General features: G+C 72.6%; 14 protein-coding genes. 1 reads left to right on the top strand and 13 read right to left on the bottom strand.

All coding sequences use genetic code 11. The features are described from left to right. Nucleotides 1-77: 77 nt before the first annotated feature. On the bottom strand, nucleotides 78-1031 hold the full coding sequence (locus tag ACFRCR_RS11160; RefSeq protein WP_377677551.1) for a DUF2332 domain-containing protein: 954 nt from the start codon (nucleotides 1029-1031) through the stop codon (nucleotides 78-80). A 118-nt stretch (nucleotides 1032-1149) separates the two neighbouring features. Here ACFRCR_RS11160 and ACFRCR_RS11155 point away from each other — a divergent pair, with 118 nt between their 5' ends. Then, complete coding sequence (locus tag ACFRCR_RS11155; protein WP_377677549.1) at nucleotides 1150-1794, top strand: response regulator; 645 nt, start codon at nucleotides 1150-1152, stop codon at nucleotides 1792-1794. 83 nt (nucleotides 1795-1877) lie between these two features. Here the strand turns inward: ACFRCR_RS11155 and ACFRCR_RS11150 are convergent, their stop codons facing one another. The 12 genes from ACFRCR_RS11150 to ACFRCR_RS11095 all read right to left on the bottom strand — a co-directional run bounded on the left by ACFRCR_RS11150 (nucleotide 1878) and on the right by ACFRCR_RS11095 (nucleotide 12737). Next, on the bottom strand, nucleotides 1878-2690 hold the full coding sequence (locus tag ACFRCR_RS11150) for a siderophore-interacting protein (protein WP_377677548.1): 813 nt from the start codon (nucleotides 2688-2690) through the stop codon (nucleotides 1878-1880). Nucleotides 2691-2807: 117 nt separating this feature from the next. Further along, nucleotides 2808-3515 (bottom strand): deoxyribose-phosphate aldolase, encoded by a 708-nt coding sequence (deoC, locus tag ACFRCR_RS11145; RefSeq protein WP_377677547.1) that lies wholly within the window; start codon nucleotides 3513-3515, stop codon nucleotides 2808-2810. Beyond that, complete coding sequence (locus ACFRCR_RS11140) at nucleotides 3512-4627, bottom strand: adenosine deaminase (protein WP_377677546.1); 1116 nt, start codon at nucleotides 4625-4627, stop codon at nucleotides 3512-3514. The genes deoC and ACFRCR_RS11140 overlap by 4 nt, the downstream gene beginning before the upstream one ends. Nucleotides 4628-4727: 100 nt before the next feature. Further along, nucleotides 4728-4976 (bottom strand): hypothetical protein, encoded by a 249-nt coding sequence (locus ACFRCR_RS11135; RefSeq protein WP_377677544.1) that lies wholly within the window; start codon nucleotides 4974-4976, stop codon nucleotides 4728-4730. A 28-nt stretch (nucleotides 4977-5004) separates the two neighbouring features. Then, the gene (locus tag ACFRCR_RS11130; RefSeq protein ID WP_377677542.1) at nucleotides 5005-6069 is read right to left on the bottom strand and encodes a hypothetical protein; all 1065 of its coding nucleotides are present in this window, start codon (nucleotides 6067-6069) and stop codon (nucleotides 5005-5007) included. A 43-nt stretch (nucleotides 6070-6112) separates the two neighbouring features. Next, nucleotides 6113-6427 (bottom strand): DUF202 domain-containing protein, encoded by a 315-nt coding sequence (locus ACFRCR_RS11125; RefSeq protein WP_377677540.1) that lies wholly within the window; start codon nucleotides 6425-6427, stop codon nucleotides 6113-6115. Continuing rightward, nucleotides 6424-6861: a YidH family protein gene (locus tag ACFRCR_RS11120; RefSeq protein WP_377677538.1), complete on the bottom strand. Its 438-nt coding sequence runs from the start codon at nucleotides 6859-6861 to the stop codon at nucleotides 6424-6426. Before ACFRCR_RS11120 ends, ACFRCR_RS11125 begins: the two co-directional genes overlap by 4 nt. A gap of 1 nt (nucleotide 6862) precedes the next feature. After that, a complete protein-coding gene (locus ACFRCR_RS11115; RefSeq protein ID WP_191794391.1) occupies nucleotides 6863-8209 on the bottom strand; it encodes a thymidine phosphorylase in 1347 nt (448 codons plus the stop codon). Further along, nucleotides 8206-8640 carry a cytidine deaminase gene (locus ACFRCR_RS11110; protein ID WP_377677536.1) on the bottom strand — a complete coding sequence of 145 codons (435 nt, stop codon included), beginning with the start codon at nucleotides 8638-8640 and terminating at the stop codon, nucleotides 8206-8208. Before ACFRCR_RS11110 ends, ACFRCR_RS11115 begins: the two co-directional genes overlap by 4 nt. A 4-nt stretch (nucleotides 8641-8644) precedes the next feature. Beyond that, the gene (locus tag ACFRCR_RS11105; protein ID WP_377677534.1) at nucleotides 8645-9922 is read right to left on the bottom strand and encodes an ABC transporter permease; all 1278 of its coding nucleotides are present in this window, start codon (nucleotides 9920-9922) and stop codon (nucleotides 8645-8647) included. After that, complete coding sequence (locus ACFRCR_RS11100; protein WP_377677532.1) at nucleotides 9919-11187, bottom strand: ABC transporter permease; 1269 nt, start codon at nucleotides 11185-11187, stop codon at nucleotides 9919-9921. The genes ACFRCR_RS11105 and ACFRCR_RS11100 overlap by 4 nt, the downstream gene beginning before the upstream one ends. Continuing rightward, nucleotides 11184-12737: an ABC transporter ATP-binding protein gene (locus ACFRCR_RS11095; protein ID WP_377677530.1), complete on the bottom strand. Its 1554-nt coding sequence runs from the start codon at nucleotides 12735-12737 to the stop codon at nucleotides 11184-11186. The genes ACFRCR_RS11100 and ACFRCR_RS11095 overlap by 4 nt, the downstream gene beginning before the upstream one ends. Nucleotides 12738-12820: the final 83 nt, after the last annotated feature.

The raw sequence follows: 12820 nt of genomic DNA, 5'->3' as shown, positions 1-12820 counted from the left end.
CGTCGACGTCGCCGACCCACCACGCACGACGGCACCCCGTCCGAGCCCCGGCCGCACACCTCGGGCGTGAGGCCTGCTCACAGGCGCACGAGGCTCCGCCCGTGCGGGTCCGCCCGCGCGACCGGGACGTCGTCCACGGTGAGCACGGTCCTGCCGTCGTGCGCCAGACCGGCGGAGGACTCCAGCACCAAGGACCCTTCGTTGGAGATCCAGGTCCCGTCGAGCCCGCGCATGCGCTCGACGAACCGCTGTCGAGGTGCCGGCTCGACGTACGTCAGCACCGAGCTGTGGAAGACCACCAGGTGCGCGTCGGGGGGCGCGGACCCCAGGAGCGCGTCGAGGTCGTCGAGGAGATCTCCGCGGACGAGGTGCGGTGGATCTGTCGCCACCAGTGCGCACGCCGCCTCGAGGCGCTCGCGACGGTCGTGGTGCTCGGGCCACACGAGAGCCCGCAACCAGGCGACGTCCTCGGGATCGCGGACGTCGAGAGGGTTGAGGTCGATGCCCGCTCGCCACACCACGTCGGGCAGCCGCGTCGGCGCCGCGCTCTCGTCGTCGACCGTGCACTCGATCACCACGGGCGAGGGACCCGTGACTGGGTCGAGCGTGACGCTGCCGTCCAGCGTGCGGTAGCGGTAGGAGTACCGGTCCGGGTAGAGGCACAGTCCTGCGGACGCCCCGACCTCGACGAGCGCGAGCGGGCCCTCGAGGCGGGCCAGCTCGGGCAGGAGGACTGCGCAACGCGCCGCTTCGTTGGTCTGGGTCGACCGGGCGAGCACGATCTCCACGACCTCGCACCAGTGCTGGAGGAGCCAGGGGCGGAACCGCTGGTAGACGTCGAGCGGGGCGCCTGCGGTGCGGGCCGCGGCGAAGACGAGGTTGGGCTGCCGCTTGCGAGCGGGCAGCGCCTCGATGAGGGTGAGCACGTGGTCGTCGCCCGCGATCGCGCGCGCCCACTCCTCGTACGACGGGGACGATCCGCGCGTCTCGATGTCGGCCCACCGCACGTATGCCTCCGCCAGCGATGTCATGCGCCCCGAGCGTAGCCGACCCGTCGCACGCCGCACACCGTATCGGCAGCACGTGCGCGGCCGGCTGCCCGGCGGCCACGGACGAGAGGGTGTGGGCGACACCCCCTACGATCGTCGCGTGATCCGAGTACTCCTGGTCGACGACGACGCGCTCGTCCGTACGGGCCTGCGCCTCATCCTGTCGAGCAACCCCGGCATCGAGGTCGTCGCAGAGGCGACCGACGGGGACGAGGCCGTCCCGGCGTTCCACGCGCACCGTCCGGACGTCGTGCTCATGGACCTGCGCATGGCACGCGTCCAGGGCATCGAGGCCACGCGCGCGCTGCGGGCCCTTCCCGATCCCCCCGTCGTGCTGGTCCTGACGAGCTTCGAGAGCGACACCGACGTCCTGGGTGCCCTGGAGTCCGGTGCGGGTGGCTTCCTGCTCAAGGACGCCTCGCCCTCCGAGCTCATCGGGGGTGTCCTGGCGGTCGCCGGTGGCGAGTCGGTGCTGGCCCCGCGCGTGGTCCGCTACGTGGTCTCACGGGTCGCGCAGGGGCAGGTGACCAGCGAGCGCCAGCGCGCCCGGGCACTCCTCGACCTGCTCACGGAGCGCGAGCGGGCGATCGCCCAGGGCGTCGCGGAGGGCTTGAGCAACGCGCAGATCGGCGAGCGGCTCTACTGCGCGGAGGCCACCGTCAAGACGCACCTGAGCCGCGCCATGACCAAGCTCGACCTGCCGAACAGGGTCGCGCTCGCGATCGCGGTCGAGCGCGCCCGCTGAGCGCACCGCCCCACCGCCCGGGTGCCCCGGTGCCCCGGTGCCCCGGCCGACGGTGCGGCCGACGGCGCGACGCGGTCGGGCCGTCAGGCCTGGAGCGCAGGCTCCTCGTCGCGCGCGACGGCGGCCTTCCAGTCGGCCTTCTCGGCGCGCCAGCCCTCCTCGGTACGCCCGCGGCGCCAGTAGCCGGACGCGGAGAGCGCCGTGACGGGCACGCCCCGGTCGAGGCGCACGTGGCGGCGCAGCGTACGCACGAACCCGGCGTCGCCGTGCAGGAACACCTGGGGCTGCCCGGGCAGGAACGCGAGCGCCTCGACGGCCTCGACGAGGACGTCGCCGGGCGCGCGGTCGGGGTGGGCGTCCCGGTGGACCCAGCGCAGGTCGAGCTCCCCGGGGGACGCCAGGGCCTGCTCCTCCGCCGCGGAGGCGACCTCGACGACCGCGAGGACGGGCGCGCCGTCGGGCACGGCCTCGAGGGCAGCCGCGATGGCGGGAAGGGCGCTCTCGTCGCCCACGAGCAGGTGCCAGTCGTAGTCGCCCGACGGCGCGTAGTCGCCGCCGGGACCGAAGAAGGACATCGTGTCACCGGGCCGGGCGGAGGCCGCCCACGGGCCCGCGAGTCCCTCGTCGCCGTGCACCACGAAGTCGATCGCGAGCTCGCGGGCGACGGGGTCCCACGAGCGGATCGTGTAGGTGCGCATGGGGACGCGCCCCTCGGGGCCGGCCGCGGTCGGGAAGAGCAGCTTGACGTAGCGGTCGGTGTGCGGGCCGGGGTCGAAGCCGTCGAGCCCCTCTCCCCCGAGCACCACACGGATCATGTGCGGTGTGAGGCGCTCGGTGCGCACGACCACGGCGTGGGTCGCGACGCGCTCGGGCTTGCGGGGGGCGGGGTCGGTCATACGGTCCTCCAGGGTGCGCTCCGCCCGCGATGGCGAAGTGAGGCTAGCCTAACCCCGGATGCGCCGAGGGGTGACCGCCCGTCCAGGCCCGGCCACCCCTCGGTCCGCGAGAACAGGTCAGTAGCCCCCTGCTCCGCCCTCGGCCGGCTCGACCCCGTCGAAGCCCGCGAGCACCGCGGCGGTACCCGACAGGCCCAGGCGCGTCGCACCGTGCTCGATCATGGCGAGCGCGTCGGCGAGCGTGCGCACACCCCCCGAGGCCTTGACCCCGAGGCGTCCGCCGACCGTCTCGGCCATGATGGACACCGCGTGCGTCGAAGCGCCGCCGGCCGGGTGGAAGCCCGTGGAGGTCTTGACGAAGTCGGCGCCGGCGGCCTCCGAGGCGCGGCACGCCTCGACGATCTCGTGGTCCGTCAGTGCAGCGGACTCGATGATGACCTTGAGGACCTTGGGGGCCGGGACGGCGGCCCGGACGGTCGCGATGTCGGACTGGACGTACGCCCAGTCCCCCGCCTTGGCAGCACCGAGGTCGATGACCATGTCGACCTCGTCCGCACCGTCGGCGATCGAGCGGGCCGCCTCGGCCGCCTTGACCTCGCTGTGGTGCGTCCCGGACGGGAAGCCGCACACGGTCGCGATCTTCAGACCCTTGGCGTCGAGCGGCAGGACCGAGGGCGAGACGCACACCGAGTAGACGCCGAGCGCGACGCCCTCGTCGACGAGCGCCTCGAAGTCCGCACGGGTCGCCTCGGGCTTGAGCAGGGTGTGGTCGACGAACTGCGCGAGGGCCGCGCGGTCGAGCGGGGACGTGCCGGGGGTGCTCACAGCTGTGCTCCTTGGATCTCCTGGTAACCGGGAAGGATGACGTCGTCGATGAGCGCGCGGCGCTCGTCGTGGTGGATGAAGGCGCTCCACGCGGCCGTGGCCGTGACGTCGTAGAGCTCCTCGAGCGTCCAGCCGGCCTGCTCGACGAGCAGCGTCATCTCGTGGGTCATGGACGTGCCCGACATGAGGCGGTTGTCCGTGTTGAGCGTGACCGCGAAGTCGAGCTCCTTGAGCCGTGTGATGGGGTGCGCCGCGATCGAGGTCGCCGAGGCACCGGTCTGCAGGTTCGAGACGGGGCACAGCTCGAGCGGGATCTGGTGGTCGCGGACCCAGTGGGCGAGCTGGCCCAGGGCTGCTGTGCCGTGGTGCTCGTCGAACGAGATGTCCTCGATGAGGCGCACGCCGTGCCCGACACGCGAGGCCTGGCCCAGGTGGACGGCCTCGGCGATCGACGAGACGCCCGACGCCTCGCCCGCGTGGATCGTCACGGGGAAGTTCTGGTCCGCGAGGTACTGCCACACGCCCGGGAAGCGCGAGGGCGGGAAGCCGTCCTCGGCGCCCGCGATGTCGAACCCGACGACGCCGTTGCCCCGGTTGGCCACGGCGAGCTCGGCGATCTCCTGCCAGCGGTCGGCGTGCCGCATCGCGGTCACGAGCTGGCCCACGCGGATCGTGCGCCCCTGCGCCGCGGCGAGGGCCACCCCCTCCTCGAGACCTGCCTGGACGGCGTCCACGGTGTCCTGCAGGCTCAGGCCGGCGCGCAGGTGCTGCTCGGGGGCCCACCGCTGCTCGGCGTACACGACGCCGTCGGCCGCGAGGTCCAGCACGGACTCGCGCGCGACGCGCACGAGGGCCTCGCGCGTCTGCATCACGGCGATCGTGTGGTCGAAGGTCTCGAGGTAGCGCACGAGCGAGCCCGAGTCGGCCGACTCGACGAACCAGGCGCCCAGCGCGTCGGCGTCGGTCGCGGGCAGGTCGTGCCCGATCTCGGCGGCGAGCTCGATGATCGTCTGCGGCCGTAGCCCACCGTCGAGGTGGTCGTGCAGGACGACCTTGGGGAGCGCGGCGATCGCCGCGACGGTCTCGCTCACGGAGGAGGGTGTGGAGGTCATGGGCTCACGCTACCGGGCGCGGGGCGGGCGCACGCGACGGCGGTGCGGGTCCCAGGTCACGGGTGCGTCACGGGTACGTCACACCCGGCTCGTGCCCGGCTCACTCGCCGTCCGCGTCGTCGCCCTCGTCGAGCGGCACGACGGACGCCTGCTCGACGACGTCGGCCTCGTCCGCCTCGCCGTCGAGGTCCGGGCGCGGCGTCCGGGGACTGTAGTCCTCCGCGTCGTCCGCGTCGGAGGTCGCGGCCGGAGGCGTCAGCTCCTCCTCGACCAGGTTCTTCGGGGCGTCGTCGTCGGGTGCGACCAGACCGGCGTCACGCCAGGAGTCGGTGCCGGGGACCGTGCTCATGGTGAGCTCCTCTCGTCTCTCCCCATCGTCACCCGACGCGGCGCGACCCGCCAGCCCGTCCTGCGGGCAGGACCGCCCAGGTGACGTGCGACCAGCCGCCGAGCGCGCGCCGCACGCCCCTGCCGGGCTCGCCGTCCTCGCCGACCCCGGCGAGGAGATCGGCGACACGCAGCCGGTGCATCGTCCCGGTCGACGGCTCGTAGACCGAGCACCATCGACCGCCGAACCGTGCGGAGGCGTCCTTCCGCGGCTCCGGCGGGACGCTCACGTCCGCGAGCAGCACGACGTGGCGCGGCACGGCCGTCGACCATCCCGTCCCGAGGTCCCCGCCCGTGTACAGCGGCACGGGCACGCCCGCGGCGGCCGAGCGCAGCGCGCTCGCGAGCACGCGGTCCTGCGCGCCGTCGCCCGGCACGATGCGGTGGGTGTACCGCACGTCGGCGTAGCGGGCGTCGCGCGCGGCCGTCCAGGGCGGCGTACCGAGCCCGGTGGGCCACGGGAGGGGGCCGAGCGCGGCGTGCGTCGTGCGCGCCTGGAGGAGGCGCTGGAGCGCGGCGAACCTGCCCGACGACGTCTCGAGCTCTCGGGCGGTCGCGTCGGCCTCGCCCTCGGTCACCACGTGCACGCTCGCCCCCCGGGAGACGTCGGTACCCGCGACGAGCCACAGCCCGACCACGGGGTCGCCTGCAGCGGCCAGGACCGCGAGCACGGCCGAGCCGCACGTCGTCCCGTCGACCTGGACCGCGCGGGCGCTGCCGAGCACGAGCGGCTCGCCGAAGCGTGCGTCGGGTCCTGTCGTGGGCGAGCCGTCTGCCGGGGCTCCCAGCCCCCACGCCCGGACGGGCACGGCCCTGCGCAACGGGTCGAGCACGTGCGCCCGCTCCCACGGGCGCAGCGTCGCGAGCGCGTCGACCAAGCGGTCGGCGACCTGCTCGGGGTGACCTGCGCGACGGGCGAGCCGACGGACGGCGGGTGCAGCGCCGTCGGGCTCCGGGACGACGTAGCGTCCCGACGGCGGCGCGGGCGGCAACTGCCGCCGCCCCGCTCCCACCGCATGCAGGACCCGGGTCAGCTGGAGGTCGGCGAGGATCATCCGGACAGCCTGCCATCCCCTCCCCCCGGACGACGAGCCGCCCTCACAGCAGGCTCACGACCGCGCTCGCCGCACCGAGGAACCCGAGGACGCCCACGAGCGTCGCGACCCGCACGAGGAAGCCCCAGGAGCGCAACCGGCCGTCCTTGGGCAGACCGCCCGACGGAGGGCGCAGGACGGCGGGCACCAGCGTCGCGACCGCGAGGACGCCCGCGAGCACGGACAGGACGGGCTGGCCCACCCGCAGGTTCACCGCGGCCAGCAGGACCGACCCGATCACGACGCCGAGGACCGTGCGCTGCCACGCCAGGGCGGTGCGCTCGGGTTGCAGGCCGGGGTCGCGGGCCGCGGAGGTCACGTCCGCCAGACCTCGGTGACCGCGTACCCGGCCACGAGCAGCGCGAGGACGAGCACGCCCGCGACGAGCACGGGCAGCCCCGTCGGCGCGGGCAACGGTTCTCCGCGGCGCATGGCCCGTTCGTTGCGTCGCCACGCGAGCAGTGCGTAGGCCGCGAAGCCCGCCCCCGCGAGGCACGCGACCGCCGCGATCACGTCGACGAAGCCGGACATGCTCGCGAACGACGCGAAGGACGTGAGCGCGACACCGCCCGCGACGAGACCGAGCCCCGTCCGCACCCAGGCCAGCGCGGTGCGCTCGTTGGCCAGGCTGAAGCGGATGTCGGGCTCCTCGCCCACGCCGTACACCGAGCGCGGACGACGGTCGTCGGGCGGGGGCGCCCCCGGGCCACGCGTCGCCGCGTCGTCCGAGGGCTCCCCCGCCTGCGCCGTCATCTCAGCTCAGGCGGTCGAGGATCAGGGCCGGGGTCTCGACGACCGTGCCCGGGTCCGCGACGCCCCACGCCCCGTCGAGGGCCTCGACCGCGCGGTCGAAGCGCTCGGGGGTGTCGGTGTGGAGGGTCAGCAGGTGCTGGCCCTTGGTCACGACGTCGCCCGGCTTGGCGTGGATCTCGATTCCCGCGCCGGCCTGCACCGGGTCCTCCTTGCGCGCGCGCCCGGCGCCCAGACGCCAGGCCGCGACGCCCACGCCGAACGCGTCGAGGTGCGAGAGCACGCCGTCGCGGTCCGCGACCACGTGCTCCTTCTCGCGTGCGACCGGCAGCGGCGCACGCGCGTCGCCGCCCTGCTCCGCGATCATCTCGCGCCACTTGTCCATGGCCCGGCCGTTGGACAGCGCGTGCCGGACCTCCTCCTCCGGGACGGGCTTGCCGGCGGCGGAGAGCATCTCGACCGCGAGCGCGACCGTGAGGTCCACGACGTCGCGCGGGCCACCGCCCGAGAGCACCTCGAGGGTCTCGCGGACCTCGAGCGCGTTGCCCGCCGTCAGGCCGAGCGGCGTCGACATGTCGGTGAGCAGCGCGACCGTGCGCACGCCCGCGTCGGTGCCCAGGTCCACCATGGTGCGCGCGAGCTCGCGCGCCTGGTCGAGGTCCTTCATGAACGCGCCGGAACCGACCTTGACGTCCAGGACCAGGGCCCCCGTGCCCTCGGCGATCTTCTTGCTCATGATCGACGACGCGATGAGCGGGATCGCCTCGACCGTGGCAGTGACGTCGCGCAGCGCGTAGAGCTTGCGGTCCGCGGGCGCCAGCCCGGAGCCCGCCTGGCAGATGACCGCGCCCACGTGCTCGAGCTGGTGCATCATCTGCTCGTTGGTCAGCGCCGCGCGCCAGCCCGGGATCGACTCGAGCTTGTCGAGCGTGCCGCCCGTGTGCCCCAGACCGCGGCCCGAGAGCTGCGGCACGGCCACGCCGAAGACCGCGACGAGCGGGGCGAGCGGCAGCGTGATCTTGTCGCCCACCCCACCGGTCGAGTGCTTGTCCGCGGTGGGTCGCGAGAGCGCCGAGAAGTTCATGCGCTCGCCCGAGGCGATCATCGCGGCCGTCCACCGGCCGATCTCCGTGCGGTCCATGCCGTTGAGGAGGATCGCCATGTTGAGGGCAGCCATCTGCTCCTCGGCCACGACGCCACGGGTATAGGCGTCGATGACCCAGTCGATCTGCTCGGCGGACAGCCGGCCCTTGTCCCGCTTGGTGCGGATGACGTCGACCGCGTCGAACGACTCGGTCGCCTTGTCGGGCAGCGCGCCCGAGGCGCCTGCCGGGATGCTCTTCGTGCTCATGCTCGCTCCACCAGATCGTCGGGCCCGAAAGCGTCGGGCAGCACTTCGGTCATGGGCTTGATGCCGCGGGTCGTCTCGACGAGCAGCGCCGGACCGCCGTGCTCCCACAGGAGCTGGCGGCACCGCCCGCACGGCATGAGAGTGTTGCCGTGACCGTCGACGCACGCGAACGCCACGAGGCGACCACCCCCGCTCCCGATCAGGTCGCTCACGAGCGAGCACTCGGCGCACAGCGTCACGCCGTACGCGGCGTTCTCGATGTTCGCGCCCGTGACCAGGCGGCCGTCGTCGACGAACGCCGCCGCACCGACCTTGAAGGACGAGTACGGCGCGTACGCCTTCTCCATGGCGCCTCGCGCGGCCACGCGCAGGGCCTGCCAGTCGAAGCGGTCCCCCGCCGCGACGCTGCTCGTGCCGCTGGTCTCGCTCACGCCGTCACCCCTTCACGTACGGCTGGCCCGCGGCCGCAGGGCCACGGACGCGGCCGACGAGGCCGGCCACCGCGAAGATCGTCACGACGTACGGCAGCATCAGCATGAACTGGTTGGGGATCGGCGTCTCGAGGACACCGAGCACCTGCTGGAGCTTGTCGGCGAAGCCGAAGAGGAGAGCTGCGCCGAGCGCACCCCACGGGGTCCACCGACCCAGGATCATGGCGGCGAGCGCGATGTACCCCTTGCCGGCCGTCATCTCCTGGCCGAACGCCCCCACGGAGCCGATCGTGAAGAACGCACCACCGAGCCCCGCGACCATGGACCCGAGCAGGACGTTGCGCCACCGCGTGCGGTTGACGTCGATGCCGACCGTGTCGGCCGCCTGCGGGTACTCGCCCACCGAACGGACACGCAGACCCCACTTGGTGCGGAACAGCGCGATGCTGATCACGATGACCGCGACGTAGAGCAGGTAGACGATGATCGACTGGCGGAACAGCACCGGTCCGATGATCGGGATCTCCGACAGCAGCGGGATCGGGAGCGTCGGCAGGCGCGGCGGGGTGTTGAGCGTGGCCGCGTCGTTCTTGAGCACCGAGCTGAACAGGAAGCTCGTCAGGCCCACGGCGAACACGTTGAGCACCACACCGACGATGATCTGGTTCACGTGGTACTTGACCGTGAACAGCGCGAGCATCGCGCCGATGAGCAGACCCGCGATCGGGGCGGCGACCAGCCCGACGTAGGCGTTGCCCACGACCGAGGCGAGCACCGCGGCGCCGAAGGCCCCCGTGAGGAGCTGACCCTCGATCGCGATGTTGACCACGCCGGCCCGCTCGTTGAGCAGGCCGCCGAGGGCGCCGAACGCGAGCGGGACCGCGAGGAGCAGCGACCCCTGGAGGAGGCTCACGATCGACGTGCTCTTGTCCGCGACGGCCCACACGAGGAACGTCAGGACCCACAGGACGCCGAACACCGCGAGCACCCACCGGCCGACCGGCTGGTCCGCGCGGACCCGGACGTACGCGTAGCCCGCGAGCAGGAGGCACAGGACCGAGAGCACGATCGCGGTCGCCCTGGTGGGGACGGCGACCGGGTCGAACTGGAGCAGGTCCGCGCCGGTCGAGATGCCGAACGTCGTGACCGACCCCGCCGGTCCGAGGAGGCCGAACAGGACGAACGAGAGGAGCCCGAAGACCCCCAGCGTGATGGGGAGCTTCCAGCTACGGGCCGCGGTGACGGTAGCGACCTGGGTAGCAGGTGCAGCCATGGCGGTCATGCGCTGACTCCCTTCATGACGACGGGGTTCGGGGTGGGCAGGCGGAAGATCGCCCGCACGAGCGGCGGCGCCGCGATGAAGAGGACGACGAGCGACTGGATGACCAGGACGATGTTGATCGAGGTCCCGGTCGAGGCCTCCATCGCGCGCCCGCCGACGTTGAGCCCGGCGTACAGGAGTCCGGCGAAGAAGATGCCCAGCGGCTTGGAACGACCCAGGAGGGCGACGGTGATCGCGTCGAACCCGATCGAGCCCGCGATACCCCCCGTGAGGGCCTTCTCGGTACCGAGGATCTGCACCGCGCCCGCGAGACCGGCCAGGGCGCCCGAGACGACCATGACGAGGACGAACGAGGACGCGACACCCATGCCCGCGGTCCGCGCGGCCTGCTGGTTCGAGCCCACGGCCCGGAAGCGGAAGCCCCAGGTCGAGCGCGTCATGAGCCACCACACGAAGACCGCGGCAAGGATCGCGACCAGGAAGCCCGCGTTGAGGCGGAACTGGTCACCGAGGAGCAGCGGGAGCTGCGCGGTGTCCTTGACCCCGGGGCTCTTGGGCTGGTTCGACCCGGGCCGGGTGAAGGCGCTCGTCGTGAGGAACCACGCCACGAGGTAGAGCGCCACGTAGTTCAGCATGATCGTCACGATCACCTCGTGCGCACCCGTGCGCGCCTTGAGGAAGCCCGCGATGCCGGCCCAGAAGCCGCCGGCGAGGATGCCGCCCAGGAGGGCGAGCAGCAGGTGCAGCACCGGCGGGAGGTTCCACGCGAAGCCGACGTAGCCGCCGATCGCGGCCCCCATGATGACCTGGCCCTGAGCACCGATGTTGAACATGCCGGCGCGGAAGCCGACGGCCACGCCGAGCGCGGCGATGATCAGCGGGGTCGAGACCGTCATGGTCTCCGTGAGGGAGCGGATACCGCGCGCGAACGTCGGGGCGTCGTAGTTGTACACCGCTCCGCGGAACATGGCCGCGTAGGCCTCGCTCACGGCGGTCCAGGCCGCACCGAAGAAGTCGGCGGGCTTGGCGAAGAGGTAGCTCGCGGCCGCGGTCACGTCGGGGTCGGTGACGATGATCAGGAGCCCGCCGATGACCAGCGCCAGGACGAACGCCAGGACGGTCACGCCGAACGGGCCGGTCGTGATCTCGCGGAAGGTCGCGGTCCAGCGAGCGGACTCCGAGCCCTCGGGCTGAGGCTTTGCCGCGCCGGCCGGCTCGGGTGCCGGCTCTCCCGTCGGTGGCGGGGCGGGCTGCTGGTCGGTCACTGGGTTGCTCCCGTCGTGTCGGTCTGGTCGTGCACCTGTGCGATGGCCTCGTCGTGCGGGACCCCGGCCATCATGAGGCCGAGCACCTCGCGCGACGTCGTCGGCGGCACCACGCCGACGATCCCTCCCCGGTACATCACGGCGATGCGGTCGGCGAGCTCGACGACCTCGTCGAGCTCGGTCGACACGATGATCACGGGCGTGCCGTTGTCGCGCTCCTGCACGATGCGCCGGTGCAGGAACTCGATCGAGCCCACGTCGACGCCTCGCGTCGGCTGGCTCGCGATGAACAGCTTGAGCGGCCTCGAGAGCTCGCGTGCCAGCACGACCTTCTGCTGGTTGCCGCCCGAGAGCCGGCCGACCTCCTGGCCGGGACCCTGGGTGCGGATGTCGAACTCCGTGATGCGCTGCTCGGCGTTGCGGCGGATCGCCCCCAGGTCGAGGCCGATGCCCTTGGCGTAGGGCGGCTTGTCGTAGAGGTCGAGCACGAGGTTCTCGGCGACCGAGAAGTCGAGCACGAGCCCGTCGATCTTGCGGTCCTCGGGGACGAAGCCGATCCCGGCCTCGAGCGCGGCGTCGGGCGTCAGGCCCCGGAGCTCCTGCCCGTGCAGGGAGATCGACCCCTCCGCGGAGGGCAGGAGCCCGAGGATGGCCTCGGTGAGCTCGGTCTGCCCGTTGCCCTGCACTCCCGCGACGGCGAGGATCTCGCCCTGCGCGACGGAGAACGACACGCGGTCCACGACCGCCTGGCCGTTCGGGGCCAGGACCGTGAGGTCGGTGACGACGAACGTCTCCTCGCCGCGCTGCGGCGGGGCCTTGTCGAGACCGAGCGAGACGGCGCGTCCCACCATGAGGGAGGCGAGCTCGCTCTCGGAGGCGGTCGGCTCGGCGTTGCCGACGACCGCGCCGCGACGGATGACCGTGATGACGTCGGCGACGGCCTTGACCTCGCGCAGCTTGTGCGTGATGAACACGATCGAGGTGCCGGACTCGCGGAGCTGTCGCATGATCTCGATCAGCTCGTCGGTCTCCTGCGGCGTGAGCACCGCGGTGGGCTCGTCGAGGATGAGGACCTTCGCCTCGCGGGCGAGTGCCTTGACGATCTCGACGCGCTGCTGCACGCCGACCGGGAGGTCCTCGACGACGGCGTCCGGGTCGAGCCCGAACCCGAACCGCGCGGACAGCTCGCGCACGCGCTTGCGGGCGGTGTCCAGGTCCAGGAAGCCCCCGGCCTTGGTGTCCTCGTGGCCCAGCATGACGTTCTCGGCGACGGTGAAGACCGGTACGAGCATGAAGTGCTGGTGCACCATGCCGATCCCGGCTGCCAGGGCGTCTCCCGGTCCACGGAAGGCGCGCTCGACGTCGTCGAGCAGGATCTCGCCCGAGTCGGCCTGGTAGAGGCCGAACAGCACGTTCATCAACGTGCTCTTGCCCGCGCCGTTCTCCCCGAGCAGGGCGTGGATCTGCCCCGGTTCGATGACGAGGTCGATGTGGTCGTTGGCGACGAGCGGTCCGAACGACTTGGTGATTCCGCGGAGCTCCAGCTTCACGTACGGTCTCCTTCGATGCACAGGCAGCCTTGCCTGCGACGTTAGCCCAAGACTGGTCGAGCCGGCCCGGCGAGGTGCCGGGC

Origin of the sequence: Oerskovia sp. NPDC056781, from assembly GCF_042789955.1 — a bacterium.
GTDB lineage: Bacteria > Actinomycetota > Actinomycetes > Actinomycetales > Cellulomonadaceae > Oerskovia > Oerskovia rustica.
The sequence above is the reverse complement of the archived record's forward strand: the minus strand, read 5'-3'. Positions and strand labels throughout refer to the sequence as shown.